This is a genomic window from Pseudomonas benzenivorans (assembly GCF_024397895.1).
Classification (GTDB): domain Bacteria; phylum Pseudomonadota; class Gammaproteobacteria; order Pseudomonadales; family Pseudomonadaceae; genus Aquipseudomonas; species Aquipseudomonas benzenivorans_A.
In genome coordinates this window covers 4,289,281-4,308,459 of record NZ_CP073346.1, presented here as the reverse complement: position 1 = coordinate 4,308,459, position 19,179 = coordinate 4,289,281, and the positions used below count along the sequence as shown (strand labels likewise).

14 protein-coding genes are annotated in these 19,179 nt (G+C 65.7%); 9 read left to right on the top strand and 5 right to left on the bottom strand.

Annotation, left to right across the window (positions count from 1 at the left end):
• Positions 1 to 365 precede the first annotated feature (365 nt).
• Genes KDW96_RS20205 through KDW96_RS20195 form a run of 3 tightly spaced genes read left to right on the top strand, consistent with a single transcriptional unit; the run spans position 366 to position 5,278 of the window.
• Complete coding sequence (locus KDW96_RS20205; protein ID WP_255837999.1) at positions 366 to 1,727, top strand: TolC family outer membrane protein; 1,362 nt, start codon at positions 366 to 368, stop codon at positions 1,725 to 1,727.
• 32 nt (positions 1,728 to 1,759) lie between these two features.
• The gene (locus KDW96_RS20200) at positions 1,760 to 3,910 is read left to right on the top strand and encodes a type I secretion system permease/ATPase (protein WP_255840579.1); all 2,151 of its coding nucleotides are present in this window, start codon (positions 1,760 to 1,762) and stop codon (positions 3,908 to 3,910) included.
• A gap of 9 nt (positions 3,911 to 3,919) precedes the next feature.
• Positions 3,920 to 5,278, top strand: coding sequence for an HlyD family type I secretion periplasmic adaptor subunit (locus tag KDW96_RS20195; protein ID WP_255837998.1), 1,359 nt, complete (start codon positions 3,920 to 3,922; stop codon positions 5,276 to 5,278).
• 220 nt (positions 5,279 to 5,498) lie between these two features.
• On the opposite strand, the gene KDW96_RS20190 is transcribed toward KDW96_RS20195, so the two are convergent.
• Positions 5,499 to 5,876, bottom strand: a complete 378-nt coding sequence (locus tag KDW96_RS20190) for a DoxX family protein (protein WP_255837997.1) — start codon at positions 5,874 to 5,876, stop codon at positions 5,499 to 5,501.
• 278 nt (positions 5,877 to 6,154) lie between these two features.
• Here KDW96_RS20190 and KDW96_RS20185 point away from each other — a divergent pair, with 278 nt between their 5' ends.
• From KDW96_RS20185 to KDW96_RS20175, 3 genes are all read left to right on the top strand, one after another.
• On the top strand, positions 6,155 to 7,486 hold the full coding sequence (locus KDW96_RS20185) for a deoxyguanosinetriphosphate triphosphohydrolase (protein WP_255837996.1): 1,332 nt from the start codon (positions 6,155 to 6,157) through the stop codon (positions 7,484 to 7,486).
• Between the two features lie 3 nt (positions 7,487 to 7,489).
• A complete protein-coding gene (locus KDW96_RS20180; RefSeq protein WP_255837995.1) occupies positions 7,490 to 8,554 on the top strand; it encodes an FUSC family protein in 1,065 nt (354 codons plus the stop codon).
• 103 nt (positions 8,555 to 8,657) lie between these two features.
• The gene (locus tag KDW96_RS20175; RefSeq protein WP_255837994.1) at positions 8,658 to 11,630 is read left to right on the top strand and encodes an HD domain-containing phosphohydrolase; all 2,973 of its coding nucleotides are present in this window, start codon (positions 8,658 to 8,660) and stop codon (positions 11,628 to 11,630) included.
• Between the two features lie 38 nt (positions 11,631 to 11,668).
• Here KDW96_RS20175 and KDW96_RS20170 read toward each other — a convergent pair whose 3' ends face one another.
• The gene (locus tag KDW96_RS20170) at positions 11,669 to 12,010 is read right to left on the bottom strand and encodes a YggL 50S ribosome-binding family protein (protein WP_255837993.1); all 342 of its coding nucleotides are present in this window, start codon (positions 12,008 to 12,010) and stop codon (positions 11,669 to 11,671) included.
• Between the two features lie 236 nt (positions 12,011 to 12,246).
• On the opposite strand from KDW96_RS20170, the gene dacB reads away from it, so the two are divergent.
• Entirely contained in the window at positions 12,247 to 13,683 is a 1,437-nt protein-coding gene (gene dacB, locus KDW96_RS20165; protein ID WP_255837992.1) for a D-alanyl-D-alanine carboxypeptidase/D-alanyl-D-alanine endopeptidase, read from the top strand.
• Positions 13,684 to 13,747: 64 nt separating this feature from the next.
• Here the strand turns inward: dacB and rlmKL are convergent, their stop codons facing one another.
• On the bottom strand, positions 13,748 to 16,015 hold the full coding sequence (gene rlmKL / locus KDW96_RS20160; RefSeq protein ID WP_255837991.1) for a bifunctional 23S rRNA (guanine(2069)-N(7))-methyltransferase RlmK/23S rRNA (guanine(2445)-N(2))-methyltransferase RlmL: 2,268 nt from the start codon (positions 16,013 to 16,015) through the stop codon (positions 13,748 to 13,750).
• A gap of 430 nt (positions 16,016 to 16,445) precedes the next feature.
• Here rlmKL and rmf point away from each other — a divergent pair, with 430 nt between their 5' ends.
• On the top strand, positions 16,446 to 16,661 hold the full coding sequence (gene rmf, locus KDW96_RS20155; RefSeq protein ID WP_159973046.1) for a ribosome modulation factor: 216 nt from the start codon (positions 16,446 to 16,448) through the stop codon (positions 16,659 to 16,661).
• A gap of 113 nt (positions 16,662 to 16,774) precedes the next feature.
• On the opposite strand, the gene KDW96_RS20150 is transcribed toward rmf, so the two are convergent.
• Together KDW96_RS20150 and KDW96_RS20145 are read right to left on the bottom strand one after the other, a co-directional pair.
• Positions 16,775 to 17,797 (bottom strand): quinone-dependent dihydroorotate dehydrogenase, encoded by a 1,023-nt coding sequence (locus tag KDW96_RS20150; RefSeq protein ID WP_255837990.1) that lies wholly within the window; start codon positions 17,795 to 17,797, stop codon positions 16,775 to 16,777.
• A gap of 87 nt (positions 17,798 to 17,884) precedes the next feature.
• Positions 17,885 to 18,106 (bottom strand): DUF2835 domain-containing protein, encoded by a 222-nt coding sequence (locus KDW96_RS20145; RefSeq protein WP_255837989.1) that lies wholly within the window; start codon positions 18,104 to 18,106, stop codon positions 17,885 to 17,887.
• 150 nt (positions 18,107 to 18,256) lie between these two features.
• Here KDW96_RS20145 and KDW96_RS20140 point away from each other — a divergent pair, with 150 nt between their 5' ends.
• Positions 18,257 to 19,156 (top strand): DUF6685 family protein, encoded by a 900-nt coding sequence (locus tag KDW96_RS20140; RefSeq protein WP_255837988.1) that lies wholly within the window; start codon positions 18,257 to 18,259, stop codon positions 19,154 to 19,156.
• Positions 19,157 to 19,179: the final 23 nt, after the last annotated feature.

Here is a 19,179-nt window from a genome sequence, read left to right as displayed (position 1 = left end):
TGAGTGAAATGACACGGCGTACATGGCCAATCAACAAACAGACACGACAAAAAAATGTCACACAGCCAACGTCGTACTACTCCATCAGAAAAATCCCCGCCCTATGTAATGCGAACTGTGTTCGACCACCGTTTTCCCAAGCAGCGACTCACTAGACGCGCTTGCATGCCTTCTGAATGAAAACACTGGGATCCTTTCGCGGAATTGCATAAGACTTTTTCTTCATAAGCCTTGTGCGAATTTTTTCTGAGCGCCCTAAAAACTTGTTCTTAGCTAAAACGTTAAGAGCCTGAAGCGTTTATATGCCCAGAAAGAGACAAGTTTCTGGCGACAGAAAAAAATACCTATATAGGGAGATTCATCACATGCGCGCTTTAAACCCCCTTTGGGCCGGCATGCTGCTGGCAATGACCTGCGCCCAGGCCCAGGCGATGACCTTGTCCGAGGCGATCCAGAGCACGCTGGACAACCACCCGGAAATTCACGCCGGCATCAACAGCCGCCTCTCGTCGGAAGAGGAAATGAAGATCGCCAAGGGCGGCTACCTGCCGACAGTCGACCTGCTGGTCGGCTACGGCCGCGAGCACACCGACAGCCCGACCACCCGCGCACGCGTACCGGGCTCTCACAACACCGAAACCCTCAACTACCGCAACGCGGAATTGCGCCTGCGGCAGATGTTGTTCGACGGTTTCAATACCCCTAACGAAGTGGCCCGCACCGAAGCCGTGGTCAATTCGCGCGCCTACCGGGTGCTGGGTACTTCGGAAAGCCTGGCACTGCGCACCGTGGAGGTGTACCTGGAGGTGTTGAAGCGCCGCGAATTGGCCTCCCTGGCGAAGAACAACCTGCTCGCCCACCAGCGCATCAATGATCAGATCGACCTGCGCAGCCGCCAGGGCGTCGGCAGCACCGCCGACCTCGACCAGTCCCAGGCCCGTCTGGCCCTGGCGCAGAACAACCTCTACACCGAGCAGGTCAACCTGGCCGACGCCGAGGCGAACTTCTTCAGCGCCGTCGGGCGCATGCCCGATGAGCTGGCCTCCCCGGCCACGGTCAGAGGCTCGATGCCGGCGGACCTGGTTGCCGCGCGGCAGATGGTGATGGACAACAACCCCTTTCTGAAATCGGCGCAGGCCGATGTCCACGCCGCCGAGAAGCAGTACGAGGTGGCCAAGTCGCCCTTCTACCCACGCTTGGATGTCGAGGTGGCGACCAGCGCGGACGACAACCTGCAGGGCGATGAAGGACATTCCAACGGTTGGCGTGCCGGCGTGGTGATGAACTACAACCTGTTCAATGGCATGCGCGACAAGGCCCGCTTGCAATCCACCGCCCATCAGATCAACGAGTCCATGGACATTCGCAACAACGCCTTGCGGGTGCTCAACGAAAACCTCTCCCTGGCCTGGAACGCCATGGAGAACGCCCGCCTGCAGACCCCCAAGGCCCGCGACTACGCCGACTACACTGCAAGAGTGCGCGAGGCCTATCAGCAGCAGTTTCGCCTGGGCCAACGCACCCTGCTCGACTTGCTCGACAGCGAGAACGAACTCTTCACAGCCAACCGCCGTTACAGCGAAGTGCGCTACACCGAGGAGTTCGCCATGTACCGCGTGATCGCGGCCATGGGCGAGCTGCTGCGTCAGCAGCAGGTCGTGGTACCGGCCGAGGCTGTAGCCCTTACCGAGGTAAAGAGCGAGGCACGCTTGCCGGAAATGAAGTAGTACCGGCCGAGGAGCTGTAGTACGTGACGACCATGGAACGGCCCGGGCCCGCCAGTGACCCTCGCCTGAGCCACGATGACCCCTTGCTCGATGGCCTGCTGATTCTCTGCAGGCTGCACGGCTGCACCGTCAGCCGCGCGAGCCTGAGCGCCGGTCTACCGATGCCCGAGCAACGCCTGAGCGCCGAGTTGCTGCCCCGTGCCGCGGCCCGCGCCGGCTTGCAGGCGCGTCTGTTGCGTCGTGAACTGGGTGCCATTTCCGCGCTGAACCTGCCGGTCCTGCTGCTGCTGAAAGACGGCCGCACGGCGGTGTTGCGCAAATGGGGTGAGAAAGACCAGGCGCTGATCCTGCCCAGCGAGGCGGAAGGCGGCGAGCAGTGGGTCAGTCGCCGGCAACTGGCCGATGAATACAGCGGTCAGGCCCTGTTCGCCCGCCCCCGGCACGAGCTGGAGGACGCACACAGGCCTCTGGTCCCGCGCATCGAAGCTTGGTTCCGCGACACCCTCAAGCTGTCGCGCTGGCTGTATTCCGACGCCATCCTCGCCAGCCTGCTGATCAATGCCCTGGGCCTGCTGGTGCCGCTGTTCGTCATGCAGACCTACGACCGCGTGGTCCCCAACCAGGCCACCGCGACGCTCTGGGTGCTGGCGATCGGCCTGTTCATCGGCACCGGCTTCGAGCTGCTGTTGCGGGTGTTGCGCGCCCACCTGCTGGACAGCGCCGGCAAGAAGACCGACGTGGTGCTGTCGGCCACCCTGTTCGAACGCATCAGTGGCATGGCGATGAAGGCCCGACCGGCCAGCGTCGGTGGCTTCGCCCAGAGCATCCACGACTTCCAGGGCCTGCGGGAATTCCTTACGGCGGTGACCCTGACCAGCCTGATCGACCTGCCGTTCGCCTTGCTGATGATCGTGGTGATCTGGCTGATCGGCGGCTGGCTGGTGGTCATTCCCCTGCTGGCCTTCCCGCTCACCGCGCTGTTCGCCCTGATCATCCAGACCCGGTTGCGCGACACGGTGCAGAAGAGCCTGGCACTGGCCTCACAACGCCAGGCCCTGCTGATCGAAACCCTCAGCGGCCTGGAAACCCTCAAGGCCTACGGTGCCGAGAGCGAACGCCAGCACGAGTGGGAAAAGACCCACGGCGCGGTCACCCGCCTGGACAGCCATGCACGCTTCCTGTCGGCCCTGGCAACCAACGGCACGCTGTTCCTGCAACAGCTTGCCGGCATGTCCACCATAGTCGCGGGGGTCTACAGCATTATCGCCGGCGACCTCAGCGTGGGCGCCCTGGTGGCCTGCTATATGCTCGGCAGCCGGGTGTTGGCGCCGCTGGGCCAGATTGCCGGGCTGATCACGCGCTACCAGCAGGCCCGGCTGACCATGACCAGCACCGACGCGCTGATGGCCCTGCCGCAGGAACGCCAGGCCAAGCAACGGCCCCTGGAGCGCACACAGCTCAAGGGCGCCCTGGACATCCGCCAGGTGACCTTCCGCTACCCGAACCAGAGCGCGCCCGCCCTGGCCGAGGTCAGCCTGCGCATGGCCGCGGGCGAGCGCATCGGCATCATCGGCCGCAGCGGCTCGGGCAAGAGCACCCTGGCCCGCCTGCTGATGGGGTTCTACGAGCCGGAGCAAGGCCAGATCCTGCTGGACAACCTCGATTTGCGCCAGCTGGACGTCGCCGACCTGCGTCACCAGATCGGTTACGTCGCCCACGACCTGCCCCTGCTGGCCGGCAGCCTGCGCGACAACCTGACCCTCGGGGCCCGCTACATCAGCGACGCGCGCATGCTCGAGGTCGCCGAACTGACCGGCGTCAACGACCTGGCCCGACAGCACCCGCAGGGCTTCGACCGGCCGGTGGGCGAACGCGGCCAGTTGCTTTCCGGTGGCCAGCGTCAGGCCGTGCTGCTGGCCCGCGCCATTCTGCTCGACCCACCCATCCTGCTGCTCGACGAACCCACCAGCGCGATGGACAACACCAGCGAGGAGATCCTGCGCAATCGCCTGCAGACCTGGGCCCAGGGCAAAACCCTGCTGCTGATCACCCACCGCGCGTCGATGCTAAGCCTGGTCGAACGCCTGGTGGTGCTGGACAACGGCCACATCGTCGCCGACGGCCCGAAAGAGTCGGTGATCGAGGCCCTGCGCACCGGCCGCGTCGGCCCGGCGGCGAGCTAGGACCCATATATGCAAGCCAACCAGACCGTCAGCGACTACTTTGCCAGCCTGCGTCGACAGCGGCAGGACACCGAATTCATGCCCGAGGTCGAGGGCACCGTGCTCGAGGACTCGCCCTGGTTCTCGCGCATCACCATCTGGCTGGTCACCGCCTGCCTGCTCTCGGCACTGACCTGGGCCCATTTCGCGGTGCTGGAGGAAGTCACCACCGGTGAGGGCAAGGCGATACCCTCGAGCAAGATCCAGGTGATCCAGAACCTGGAAGGCGGCATCGTCAGCGAAATATTCGTGCGCGAGGGCCAGGTGGTGGACAAAGGCGATGTGCTGCTACGCCTCGACGACACCCGCTTTCTCTCCAACCAGGGCGAGACCGAAGCCGACCGCCTGGCCCTGATCGCCCGCATCGAACGCCTGAGCGCCGAGGCCGAGGGCCGCGACATCGCCATGCCGCAGGCCATCACCGCCGGCGCGCCGCAGCTGGCCGAGGACGAACTGGCCCTGTATCGCTCGCGGCAGGAGCGGCTGCACAGCGAGCAGCGTACGCTCGGCGAGCAGCTGCGGCAGAAGGAGCAGGAGCTGGCGGAATTTCGCTCCAAGTCTCGGCAATACCGCTCCAGTCTCGGTCTGCTGCAGCAGGAGCTGAACATGTCGCAACCGCTGGTGGCCAGCGGCGCGATTTCCCAGGTGGAAATCCTCCGCCTGCGTCGCAGTGCGGTCGAGGTACGCGGCTCCCTGGATGCCACCAACCTGGCCATCCCCCGGGCCGAAGCGGCCATCAGCGAAATCAGAAGCAAGATCGAGGAGTCCGAACTGGCGTTCCGCTCCGAAGCCTTCAAGGCGCTCAACGAGGCGCGCACCGAGCTGAAGAAGATCACCGCGACCAGCTCGGCGATCGAGGACCGGGTCAGCCGCACCACGGTGATGTCCCCAGTCAAGGGCGTGATCAAACAACTGAAGATCAACACCATCGGCGGCGTCGTCCAGCCCGGCAACGACATGCTGGAGATCGTGCCATTGGAGGACAACCTGCTGATCGAGGCCAAGGTCCGCCCCCAGGACGTCGCCTTTCTGCACCCGGGGCAGAAGGCCATGGTCAAGTTCAGCGCCTACGACTACACCATCTATGGCGGCATGAAAGCCAACCTGGAGCTGATCAGCGCCGATACCATCACCGACGATGAAGGCAACAGCTTCTACCTGATCCAGGTGCGCACCGAAAAGAGCCACCTGGGCAGCGACGAAAACCCGCTGCTGATTATTCCCGGCATGATCGCCACGGTGGACATCATCACCGGCGAGAAAAGCGTGCTGGACTATCTGCTCAAGCCGGTACTCAAGGCCCGTTCGGAGGCGCTGCGCGAGCGCTGAGCCGTGAGCCGCGCCAATGCATGGGCGCGCATTGAATGCCTTCGACAATTTGCCGGGGTGAAGGCCCGGCAGATCCCGGCCACGCCCAATGTTCCGATGACTGCAGCGGCCAGGGCATTGGCCAGCCTAAGCGATGCGCGCCCCCCTCGGCTCAAGGGCTCACTGCACCGCAAGCGCGAAGCTGGCGCGGCCTGCCACGCCAGACGCGCCCAATGCCGCACTACCTGCCGCGCATGGCATCGATGCTGATGGCCCCCGCGCCGTGCACGTAGAGCATGAGCAGGCCCCCGGCCATGGAGAAGTTCTTCATGAACAGGATCATCTGCATCTGTTCACTGAAGTTGGAATGAAAGATCACAGCCGCCGCCACCGAGAACGCCGCCAGCGCCAGCGCCGCCCAGCGGGTGAGTAGGCCGAGGATCAGCGCCAGACCGCCGCCCACCTCGAGAAGGATCACCAAGGGCAGCAGCACCCCGGGCACCCCCATGCTTTCCATGTAGCCCTGGGTACCGGCGAAACCGGAAATCTTGTTGATGCCGGCCAGCAGAAATATATGTGCGAGCAGCAGCCGAGCGAGCAAGACGATTGCATTGTTCATACACCCACCTCTAAAAGGGAAAACCGCGTCATCCGGTACCTGACTCCGCACGCCTCGACTGCACCGAGCCATCCGGGCCCGAGCGCGCCAGGAAAGACGCAACTTCGCCGTTAAATCGGCTTATAGCTGGCCTAATGCTTCCATCTGCACCCTGCATTGACCTTAGCAACGCCGGCCCCGCCCCGCCAGGTGCCGGTCTCGTCGCCAAGCAGAGCTTGCAGGCGCTCGCGTGAACCCCGAAGCTAGGCCCATCGGCCACTGAATGGCGAGGATCGTCCTTGGACTGGCAAACCCTGCTCAACCGTGAGCGTCTCGGCAAGCCGACGCACAGCGTCGACGAACTGGGCCGCAGCCCCTTTCACAAAGACCACGACCGCATCATCTTCTCCGGCGCCTTTCGCCGCCTGGGCCGCAAGACCCAGGTGCATCCGGTCTCGAGCAACGACCACATCCACACCCGCCTGACCCATTCGCTGGAGGTCAGCTGCGTCGGCCGCTCGCTGGGCATGCGCGTCGGCGAGATGATCCGCGACACCCTGCCCGACTGGTGCGAGCCGAGCGACCTGGGCATGGTCGTGCAGTCGGCCTGCCTGGCCCACGACATCGGCAATCCGCCATTCGGCCACTCCGGCGAGGACGCGATTCGCCACTGGTTCCAGCAGGCCGCCGGGCGTGGCTGGCTGGACGCGATGAGCGAGGCCGAGCGCGCAGATTTCCTCAGCTTCGAGGGCAATGCCCAAGGCTTTCGTGTACTCACCCAGCTGGAATACCACCAGTTCGACGGCGGCACGCGCTTGACCTATGCGACCCTCGGCACCTACCTCAAGTACCCCTGGACGGCCCGCCACGCCGAGGCGCTGGGCTACAAGAAGCACAAGTTCGGCTGCTACCAGAGCGAACTGCCGCTGCTCGAGCAGATCGCCCAGAAGCTCGGCCTGCCCCAGCTCGAGGAGCAGCGTTGGGGGCGCCACCCGCTGGTGTACCTGATGGAGGCGGCCGACGATATCTGCTACGGCCTGATCGACCTGGAAGACGGCCTGGAGATGGACCTGCTCGAATACGCTGAGGTCGAGGCCCTGCTGCTCGACCTGGTCGGCGACGACCTGCCGCAAACCTATCGACAACTCGGCCCACAGGATTCCCGGCGGCGCAAGCTGGCGATCCTGCGCGGCAAGGCCATCGAGCACCTGACCAACGCCGCCGCCCACGCCTTTGTCGCCCAGCAACCGGCGCTGCTGGCCGGCACCCTGCAAGGCGATCTGGTCGAGCACATGCACGGCCCGGCCAAGCGCTGCGTGCAGAGTGCCAAGGCCATGGCGCGGCAGAAGATCTTTCAGGACAAGCGCAAGACCCTGCATGAAATCGGCGCCTACACCACCCTGGAGATCCTCCTCAACGCCTTCTGCGGCGCGGCGCTGGAGCAACAGGGCGGCCGCGCACCGTCGTTCAAGCACCGGCGCATCCTCGACCTGCTCGGTCACAATGCGCCCGACCCGAGCTGGCCGCTGCACAAGTCCTTCCTGCGCATAATCGACTTCATCGCCGGCATGACCGACAGCTACGCTACTGAAATGGCCCGCGAAATGACGGGACGTTCGAGTCCGGTGTAATCGATGAGACAGGCCCTGCGCGACACCCTCAGCTGGCACGCCGGCCCGCCCGCCTGGGGACCGGCTTTGGTGGCGGGTATCGGCTGCGCACTGCCCCTGCTGCTGGGCCTGTTCAGCGGCCACACCGGTTTTCTCTGGGCCTCGCTGGGCGCCTTTCAGGCGGCCCAGGCCAGCCCCCTGCACCGCTTCGGCATGCTCAGGATGCTGCTGCTCACCGGGCTCGGGGCCTGCAGCGCCGGCCTGGGCTTCTGGTCGGCCAGCGATCCGCTGATCAGCCTGGGCCTGTTCGCCGCGTTCGGTTTCCTCCTCGCCTGGCTGCAACGCTTCGGCAGCGAGGCGGGCAAGCAGGGGCTCGGCCTGGCCTTGTGCCTGTGCCTGGGTCAGGGCCAGTACGGCATCGGCAACCTCAACAACCCCTACGCCATCGCCACCCTGTTCATCCTCGGCGGCCTCTGGGTCATGCTGCTGGCCTTCGGCCTGCGCGGCCTGCATGGTTTGCGCATGTGGCCCTACATGCCGCGCTTCATCGGCATCCTCAAAGTCCTCAGACGCCATGCCAGGCGCCTGCCACGCCGGCAGTGGCGCCTGCACGCGCTGGGCTGCACCCTGGCGTTGGGCCTGGCAGGAATGCTGGTCAGTCTCGCCGGCCTGCACCACGGCTACTGGCTGACCCTGATCGTGGTGACCACCCTGCAGCTGGAGTTTCAGGGCAGCCTGGTACGCGCCCTGCAATCGAGCCTGGCCAGCCTGGCCGCCGCCGGCCTGTTGATCCTGCTCGGTCACAGCCTGCAGGACCCACCACTGATGGTGGCCATTCTGGTGCCACTGATAGCCATCAGTCGCGCCTTGCAGGCCAACCACTATGGCGTGTTCGTGATGCAGACCACCCTCAGCTTCGTGCTGCTCGCCGAAAGCCTTTCCCTGGACTGGCAACTGGCCCAGCCGCGCCTGCTCAACGCGCTGTTCGGCGTGGTCCTGGCGCTGTGCGTGGCGCTGCTGATGTATGGCCTGCGACAGCTGCTGGAGAATCGCGCCCGACACAGCACCGCCACCCGTAACACCCGCTGAGCGACCTGGATTCAATCCGGCGGCGATCGGCCTTCAGCCGACGCTTGCACGCCCCCTTCACTATGCTTATGGCTCAACGGCGCAACCGACGGAGTGACGCGCTATGCCCAGCAGATTCTGGCCACGGGATCGCCGCTTTCCCCTGCACGTGCACATCAGCCTGCTGTTCACCCTGCTGCTGCTGCTGACCGGCACCGTGCTGGGGGTGTTCAACCACCGGCAGACCACCCAGATCATCTTCGACAGCAGCGCCCGGCTGTTCACCCAGATCCAGCAGAACGTGCAGCTCGATCTCGAGCACACCTACCAGCCGATCCGCCAGCTGCTCAGCCTGCTGGCGTTGAACGAGGCCAGCCAGGCCGGCGACCTGCAGGGCCGCCTGGCACTGCTCAAGCCCTTTGCCCAGGCCCTTCGCGACAACCCGAAGATGGCCTCGCTGTACCTCGGCTACGAAGACGGCGACTTCTTCATGGTCCGGCCGCTGCGTGACGAGGCAATCAAGCTGCGCTTCTCGGCACCGGACAACGCGGCCTTTCAGGTCTGGTCGATCGACCGCAGCGCCGCCGGGGTCGAGGCCGCCTACCTGTTCTTCGACGGCTCCCTGAACCTGCTCAGCCGCAGCCCACGCCTGGATGAGGACTACGACCCGCGCAGTCGCCCCTGGTACCGCCGCGCCCGCGTCGACGGCGGGCAGATCACCACCAAGCCCTATGTGTTCTTCTCCACCGCCGAGGTCGGCACCACCCTGGCCAGGCGCAGCGGCCTGACCACCGTGCTGGCCGCGGACCTGACCCTCGCCGAGCTGTCCGCCGCCCTGACAGACCGGCAGATCACCGCCAGCAGCCAGGTCGTTCTCTATGACCCCGCCGGCAACGCCGTGGCTTACCCCGACAGCGCCCGTCTGATGATGATGATGGATGGCGAGGCCATGCTGAGCCCGGCCCGCGAACTCAGTCCGGAGATCGACGCCCTGCTGGCCAATGACACCGGGGAGTTGCAACAGAGCGTGCTCGAGCTGCGCGGACGGCGCTGGGTGGTGTCACGCAGCCGATTGGTCGAAGGCGGCCCGCAAGGGCTGTTCCTGGCGCTGCTGGTGCCGGAGGACGAACTGCTGGCGGACGCCTATCGCCTGCGCTGGCAGGGCGCGCTGATCACCCTCGCCACCCTGCTGCTGTGCCTGCCACTGGGCTGGCTGACCTCGCGCCTGGTGGTCAAGCCGCTGAAGTCCCTGGTCGACGAGGCGGAGGCGATCCGCCGCTTCGATTTCCAGTATCCCGCCAGCGGCCACTCGCCCGTACTGGAGGTCGATCAGCTGGCGGTGTCCATGACCCAGATGAAGGAGACCATTGCCAGCTTCCTGGAGATCGCCGCCAGCCTGTCGGCCGTGACGCGCTTCGACATCCTGCTCGAGCGGGTCCTGGAGGAAACCGTGGGCATCAGCCAGGCCCAGGGCGGGTTGATCTACCTGGTCGACGCCGAGCACGGCCGCCTGGAACCCCAGGGGCTGTTCCTCGATGGCACACGACGCAGTCTCGGCCAGCACCACATACCCGGCTACGACAATGCCACCGATGCCCTGCCCGAGTGGCTGCGGGGGCCTGCCGGTGGCGGGCCGAGCGCGGTGGTCTCGCTCGGCTTCGACCAGGCCGGCGACTACCGCAGCCTGCTGAGCACCCTCGACAGTCCACGCGTCCACCTGGTCGCCACCGGCCTGCACAACCGTCAGGGCGACACGGTCGGCATACTGGTTCTGCTGCACTGCGACAGCGGCGAGCCTCGCGAACTGGCGTTGCTGCGCCGCGAACGGGTGGCTTTCGTCGAGGCAGTGTCCGGTGTCGCCGCCCTTTGCATCGAGAGCCAGCGCCTGTTGTTGCGCCAGAAGAAGCTGCTCGACGCCATCATCCAGCTGATCGCCGGCGCCATCGACGCCAAGAGCCCCTACACCGGCGGCCACTGCCAGCGGGTGCCGGAGATCACCCTGATGCTCGCCCGTGCCGCGGCCGACAGCGACGACCCCGCCTTCCAGCACTACCAGCCGAGCGTCGAGGAATGGGAAGCCCTGCACATCGCCGCCTGGCTGCACGACTGCGGCAAGGTCACCACCCCGGAATACGTGGTGGACAAGGCGACCAAGCTGGAAACCCTGTACGACCGCATCCACGAGGTGCGCATGCGCTTCGAGGTGCTCAAGCGCGATGCCTGGATCGCCTACTGGCGCGGCTGCGCCGAAGGTGGCGAGCCGAATGCCCTGGGCGAACTGCGCGACTCGCTGCTGGCCAGCCTGGATGAGGAGTTCGCCTTCGTCGCCGCCTGCAACCTGGGCGGCGAAAGCATGGCCGAGGCCGACCAGGAGCGCCTCAGGCAGATCGCCTCACGCACCTGGACCCGCACCCTGGACGACCGTCTCGGCGTGTCCTGGGAGGAGGCCCAGCGCCTGCAGCGGCGGCCGCCCGCGAGCCTGCCGGTGGAGGAGCCGCTGCTGGCCGACAAGCCCGAACACCTGCTCGAGCGCCCTGCCGACGAGCTGATCCCGGCCGACAATCCCTGGGGCTTCCAGCTGGAGGTGCCGCAGTACAAGTTCAACCGCGGCGAACTGCACAACCTCAGCGTCGGTCGCGGCACCCTGACGACCGAGGAGCGTTACATCATCAACCACCACATCGTGCAGACCATCCTCATGCTCGATCGCCTGCCCTTCCCGCCCCACCTGCAGAACGTCGCGGAGATGGCCGGCGGTCATCACGAAAAGATGGACGGCAGCGGCTACCCGAAACGCCTGCGCCGCGAGCAGATGAGCCTGCCGGCGCGGATGATGGCGATCGCCGATATCTTCGAGGCGCTGACCGCGGTGGACCGTCCCTACAAGAAGGGCAAGCTGCTGTCGGAATCGCTGAACCTGATGGCCGAGATGTGCCGCACGGCGCATATCGACCCGCAGCTGTTCGGCCTGTTCGTGCGGGCGCGGGTCTACCGGGAATACGCCGAGCGTTTCATGCAGCAGGCGCAGATCGATGCGGTGGACGAGGCGGCGGTGCTGGCCAAGGCGGGCCTGGAGAGCGGAGAGGCGGGGGGGTAACGGCTGGGCATGCGCGGCGCATGCCCAGCCACATGACATCAGGCCGGATTGATTGCGTTTTCCGGGTACCAGACGTCGATCAGCGGGCTGGCGCTGAAGTCGATCAGCTCGCTGCGGCCCTTCAGCCAGGCTTCGACCTGGGCGCGCTGCTCTTCGCTCACCGAGCCACGCTTGGCCAGGCAGACCAGGCCGTAGTCGTCGCCGCCCACATAGCCCAGACCATTGGCTTCCATGGCGTCACGCAGGAACTGGTCGAGGAAGTCGTCAACGGCTTCGTCGGTCAGGTCCTCTTTGAAATTCAGGTTCAGCTCGAAACCCAGCTCCTGGAATTCATCCACGCAGAGTTTTTTGCGCAGACGACGGGAACGGTTGGTAGCCATGGGTGGATCCTCAAAAGTAATAACGCGCGGCACTCTAGCAGTTTGCCGGCTGGTTTGCCCGCCTCCGTGTCTGCCCGCCCTTCGCCCGCCGCAAAATATATCGATTACGCCGGTCGCCGGGGCCACCCTGGCCCACGGGCCTTCGGGCATAATGCCGGGCTGCTTGCCGAACCATCGTGGGACCCACCGCACATGCCACGCGTCACTTCCAGCCCCCGCCCTGAGGGCCTCTGCCCATGACTAGAATCCTGCGCCGGCTGCTGATCGCCAGCCTCCTGCTGCCCCTCGCCCTGCCGCTGCAGGCCGCCGACAACAACCGCCTGCCGAGCAAGGTCGAACAGGCGCTCAAGGCCAACAAGATCCACCCGCGCTCGCTGTCGGTGGTGACCCTGCCGCTGACCGGCCCCGGCACCCGCACCCTGGTCAATGCCGACATATCGGTCAACCCGGCCTCGGCCATGAAGCTGGTGACCACCTATGCCGCCCTGGAGCTGCTGGGCCCGACCCACCAGTGGGTCACCGAGTTCCATACCGACGGCCCGCTCAAGGATGGCGTGTTGCAGGGCAACCTCTACCTCAAGGGCGGCGGCGATCCCAAGCTGAACATGGAGAAACTCTGGCTGCTGCTGCGCGACCTGCGCGCCAACGGCGTGCGCCAGGTGAGCGGCGACCTGGTGCTCGACCGCAGCCACTTCATCCAGCCCCAGCTGCCGACCTTCAACGACGACGGTGGCGACGCCAACAAGCCCTATCTGGTGACCCCGGACGCCCTGCTGGTCAACCTCAAGGCGCTGCGTTTCATCGCCCGCGCCGAGGCCGGCAAGGTGCAGATCGCGGTCGAGCCGCCGATCGCCGACATCCGCATCGACAACCGGGTGAAGCTGCTGAAGGCGAGCAAGTGTCCCGGCTGGCCGGACGTGCGCTACAACCCGGTAAAGCAGTTCGACGGCACCACGGTGATCGTCACCGGCCAACTGGCCGAGGGCTGCAGCGCCCAGACCTACCTGTCGTTGCTCGACCACCCGAGCTACGCCGCCGGCGCCGTGCGAGCCATCTGGCAGGAGCTGGGCGGCAGCATCCTCGGCCAGGACCGCATCGCCGACGTGCCTAAGAGCGCCCGCCTGCTGGCCCGCGCGCACTCCCCGGACCTGGTGGAGATCATCCGCGACATCAACAAGTACAGTAACAACACCATGGCCCGCCAACTGTTCCTCAGCCTCGGCGCGAAGTTTCGCAATTCCGCCGACGGCGACGATGCCAAGGCCGCGCAGCGGGTGATCCGTGCCTGGCTGGCACGCAAGGGTATCACCGCGCCGCACCTGGTGATCGAGAACGGTTCCGGCCTGTCGCGGGCCGAGCGGGTCAGCGCCCGCGAGCTGGCGACTATCCTCCAGGCGGCCTGGAAGAGCCCCTATGCCGCCGAGTTCATCAGCTCGATGCCGCTGGTGGGGATGGACGGGACCATGCGCAAACGCCTGAAGCGCAGCGCCCTGGAAGGTCAGGCGCACATCAAGACCGGCACGCTGAACAACGTGCGGGCCATCGCCGGCTACAGCCGCGACAGCAATGGCAATACCTGGGCGGTGGTTGCCATCCTCAACGACCCCCGGCCCTGGGGCGCGTCCTCGATCCTCGATCAGGTGCTGGTCGACCTCTACCGGCAACCGAAGTAGGGCCGAGCGAGCCAGGCCGGCCCGGAAACGGGTACCGCGGCAGCCGCCGCGGCACCCGCCTCTATCAGCCCCGAGAAGTCATGCGCCAGGCGCGATGGATCTTCGGGTTGCGGGCGAAATCCGGATCCAGGGTATTGGCGCTGATCTCCTCCACCGCGTAGCGCGCCGCCAACCCCTCATCGAGCTGAAACTTGCGGAAGTTGTTGGAAAAATACAGCACACCGCCCGGCGCCAGCCGCGCCATGGCCAGGTCGAGCAGCTGCACGTGGTCGCGCTGCACATCGAACACGCCCTCCATGCGCTTTGAGTTGGAGAAGGTCGGCGGGTCGATGAAGATCAGCTCGTACTCGCCGCGATCCTCGGCCAGCCAGGCCATCACGTCCCCCTGCTCCAGCCGCTGCTTGTCGGAATAGCCGTTGAGCGACAGGTTGCGCCGTGCCCAGTCCAGGTAGGTCTTCGACAGGTCGACGCTGGTGGTGCTGCGCGCCCCGCCCTTGGCCGCATGCACGGTGGCGGTGGCGGTGTAGCAGAACAGGTTGAGGAAGCGCTTGCCCGCCGCCTCGCGCTGGATGCGCAGGCGCAGCGGACGATGGTCGAGGAACAGACCGGTGTCGAGGTAGTCGGTGAGGTTGACCAGCAGCTTTACGCCACCCTCGCTCACTTCCATGAACTGACCCTGCGTGCTCTGGCGCTGGTACTGCTTGGTGCCCGCCTGGCGCTCGCGGCGCTTGATGATCACCTTGCTCTTGTCGACACCCAGGGCCTGGGGGATTGCCGCCAGGGCATCGAACAGGCGCGCCTGGGCCTTCTCCGGGTCGATCGAGCGCGGCGCGGCGTATTCCTGCACGTGCACCCAGTCTCGGTACAGATCCACCGCCAGGGCGTACTCCGGCATGTCGGCGTCATACAGGCGGTAGCATTCGATCTCTTCCCGGCGCGCCCACTTGCCCAGCTGCTTGAGGTTCTTTTGCAGGCGGTTGGCGAACATCTGCCCGCCTTCGCTCAGGCGCGCCTGCTCGACGACGGCGGCCGCTGCCGGCTTGATCGGATTGCCGTTCTTGTTGTACTGACGCTCTTGCGGCTCGGCCTGTACCTTGGCGGCTTCGGCCTGTTCGCGCTCACGCTCGCGCTGCCCCGGGGTGCGCCGCTCGCCGGTGACGAACTGCTCCGGCTGCACCTTGATCAGCAGCAGCTTGCAGGGCAGCGCGCCGTTCCAGAAGGCGTACTGCTTGTGGCTGCGGATGCCCATGCGCTTGCCCAGCTCCGGCGCCCCGGTGAACACCGCGGCCTCCCACCCCAGACAGGCCTGACGCAGGCGCTCGCCCAGGTTCTGGTAGAGGTACAGCAGGCTGGCCTCGTCACCGAGGCGCTCGCCGTAGGGTGGGTTGCTGATCACCAGGCCCTTCTGGTTCTGATCCGGACGCGGCTCGAAGGTCGCCAGCTCGCCCTGGTAGACCTTGACCCAGTCGCTCAAGCCGGCGCGTTCGATGTTGTTGCGTGCCGGCTGGATCAAGCGTGGATCGGCCTCGTAGCCGCGGATCCACAGCGGCGCTCGGGCCAGACCTGCGCCGGCCCGCTCCTGGGCCTCGGCCTGCAGCTTCTTCCACAACGCCGGCACGTGGCCCAGCCACTGGCTGAAGCCCCAGCGCTCGCGCTTGAGGTTCGGCGCGATGTCCGCGGCCATCATCGCCGCCTCCACCAGGAAGGTGCCGACGCCGCACATCGGGTCGGCCAGGGCCCCGCCCTCGGCGGCGATGCGCGGCCAGCCGGCGCGGATCAGCACGGCGGCGGCGAGGTTTTCCTTGAGCGGCGCGGCGCCCTGCTGCAGACGGTAGCCGCGCTGGTGCAGGCTATGGCCGGACAGATCGAGGGAGAGGATCGCCTCGCCGCGCTCCAGGCGCAGATGGACGCGCAGATCGGGGTTGAGCTTGTCGATCGACGGCCGGGTACCGTCGGCCTGACGCAGCTTGTCGACGATGGCGTCCTTGACCTTCAGTGCGCCAAAGTGGGTGTTGTCGATCCCCGACCCATGGCCACTGAACTCCACCGCCAGGCTGCCGCTCGGCTCCAGGTGTTCGAACCAGTCGACCTCCAGCACGCCGTGATACAGGCTCTCGGCGTCCTGCACCGGAAAGCGCTTGAGCACCAGCAGCACGCGGTTGGCCAGGCGCGACCAGAGGCACAGGCGGTAGGCGCTCTCCAGTTCGGCCTCGCCACGAATGGCGGACGTCTGCTCACGCGCCTCCTCGAGCCCCAGCTGGCTGGCCTCCTCGAGCAGCAAGCCTTCCAGGCCTTTGGGGCAGGTGAGAAAGAGTTCGTAACGATCCGACATGAGAATATCCAGTGCCTAAGGCAGTGTGAGTGGCGTGCGAACGAGTCGCCACGGCCAAAATAAGTGACAAAAAGTCGCATTGCGACCCTTCGTCGGAATAAAAAACGCTCGCAATCAGAATCGAATCGCGATGGCAATACACCAGCATGGGCGACGCAAACGCCCAGCCCAGCGGGGTTGCTCCGTATAGGCGATGGGCCGGCCGCTCAGCCTTATGGCCTCACCCTCAGAAGCATTACGCCCTTATGACAAAACGATCATTCACAGGCCTTCTGGCATTCGATAGAAATCTACCTAGGCCGTCGCCGCAATGGCGAAGGCGCAGGAGATCCGCGACGCCGGCAGCGGGCTCCGCCGGCAGACTAATTGTCTGCCTGACCTCGCCATGAGGTCCACGGGACATAACAGTCAACAGTGAGGGCAACACCCTATGAGAAGACTTAAGCGTGATCCGTTAGAAAGAGCTTTTTTGCGCGGCTACCAATACGGCATCAATGGAAAATCCCGCGAACTGTGCCCTTTCACCCTCCCTTCGGTCCGTCAAGCCTGGATTAACGGCTGGCGCGAAGGCCGCGGTGACAACTGGGATGGCTTGACCGGCACCGCCGGTATTCATCGACTCAACGAACTTCACGCTGTCGGCTGATTAAGTAAGGGAACTTACCGACTTCACCAAGCACGCCCCAATTCGGGCGGCGGGCGCAAGCCCAAGGGCTCCCTCAGGGAGCCCTCTTTATTTCCCCTCCCAGCAAAACTCGCTCAGGTTCTCGCGGCCAGTATGGCATCGACCGCTTCGCGGATCAGCGCCGGCCCCTTGTAGATGAATCCCGAATAGATCTGCACCAGACTGGCCCCTGCCGCGATCTTCTGCGCCGCATGGGCACCCTCGGTGATGCCGCCCACGGCGATGATCGGCAGGCGACCGCCCAACTCGCCGGCCAGCACCTTGACCGTATGGGTGCTCTTGTCTCGCACCGGGGCACCGGACAAACCACCCGCTTCGTCGGCGAACTCCAGGCCCTTGACCCCGTCCCGGGACAGGGTGGTGTTGGTGGCGATCACCGCATCCATGCCGGTCTCGAGCAATGCCGCAGCCACCTGAGCGGTTTCCTCGTCGCTCATGTCCGGGGCGATCTTGATCGCCAGCGGCACCCGCCGGCCATGCGCCGCGGTCAGCTGCTCCTGGCGCTGGCGCAGGGCCTCGAGCAGCTGCTTGAGCGAGTCACCGAACTGCAGGCTGCGCAGGCCCGGGGTATTCGGAGAGCTGACGTTGACCGTCACATAGCTGGCATGGACATAGACCTTGTCCAGGCACAGCAGGTAGTCGTCCACCGCACGCTCGACCGGGGTGTCGAAGTTCTTGCCGATATTGATGCCCAGCACGCCCTTGAATTTGGCCGCTTGGACCCGCGCCAGCAGGTGGTCCACGCCGTGATTGTTGAAGCCCATGCGATTGATGATTGCCTCGGCCTCGGGCAGGCGGAACAGCCGCGGCTTGGGATTACCGGGCTGCGGACGCGGCGTCACGGTGCCGATCTCGACGAAACCGAAGCCCAGCTGGGCGAAGCCGTCGATGGCGTCGCCATTCTTGTCCAGACCGGCGGCCAGGCCGACCGGATTGGCGAACTCCAGGCCCATGACCTTGACCGGCAGGCTCGTCGGCGCCTTGTTCAGCCAAGCATTGAGGCCCAGACGACCACCGGCGCCGATCAGATCGATGGACAGCTCGTGGGAGCTTTCCGGGGAGAGTTTGAACAGCAGCTCGCGGGCCAGGTTATACATGGTCAGGCTCAGCTCGATTAATGGCGAAGTCGCAAAGGCGGCGATTATACAGGCCACGCCGCCGCGCAGCGAGGCGCACGGCCGCCTTCAGCCCAGGCGGCGCAGGCTGAGCAGTTGGCCCTTGGGGCTGAACTCCAGCTCGAAGGAACCGTAAACCCCTTCATGGGTCAAAAATGGCCGGATATGATGGGCCGGCAAGCTGACGCGCCGACCATCGCGGCTCGACAGCAGGATGCGGTTGGCTTGACCTTGATAGACTGCCCGCAAACGCTCGGCAGACAGCGCGATATCCAGGACCAGACTGGGCATGGAGGCACCTAAGCAGATGAATCAGGCAATCTTGCCACAAGCGCCGTGCTTGTCGCCGATCAACCGCGTCTATTTTCCCGGCCCCCCGTGTGCAGCAGCGGCGCGCCTCTGCCACACTGGCACCAGTGCCCCCGGAGTTCGTAGTCGGCCATGAGTCTGTCCCAGCAGTCGCCCACCCTCAGCTCACGCCTCACCGCCCTGGCCCAGCGCCTGGGCCTGATCGGTCGCGCCCAGCGGCAGATACTCGAGCGCGCCAGCCAGCTGCGCCTGCCCTTCAGCCCCCTGCCCGCCCCCCGCGACAGCATCTGCTGGCTCGAGGCCCCACAGCTGCACCGTCTGGTCGACCTGCCCCGTGACGCGCTGTCCGGGCCGGTACAGGAGGACAAGGCCCAGGCCCGGGCCATGCTGATGCGCATCGTCGAACAGGCGACCCAAACGCTCGCTTCCCTGGATCTGCGCCGGATCGACGGACTGAGCAGCTGCGACCCGGAGCAAACGCCCTTCACCAGCTTCGAGCAGTACGCGGCCAGCGAGGCCTGTCGGCGGATACGTATCATCAGCTACAAGGACTTCATCAAGACCATCAGCCTGGCCGTGCCCGGCTTTCTTGCCGGCGAGCCAATCAGCCTGCGCCAGGCTGGCTGGCATGGCCCGCGGCTATTCTGGGCCGGCGAGCAGCACAACGAGGCGTTCGCCTGCGCAGTGGCTTACGCCCGCCGGCGCGGGCTGGATACCACACTGCCGGCCGAGCTGGCGCGCTACCGCCTGAACCTCGACGGTCTGAGCCAGCTGGACCAGCACTACCACGTCCAGGCCATGCCCGCCGAGGCCTGGAGCGACCCGACCTTCATGGGCCTGCTGCTGGACAATGGCCTGCCCTATTCGCGCCTGTCGCTGCTGCGCGGCGCCGGGGCCGCGGAGTTCCTCCTGCTGCCCAAGCACTCCGCCGAGGCCAGGGCCCTGGGCGAAGGCCTGCGTCTGGCCGGCGCGCCGGATGTCGTGAACTACCTGAAGCAACTGGCCGGCACGGACACCGACGACAGCGTTTAGGACTTCGACACTGCGCCCATAAA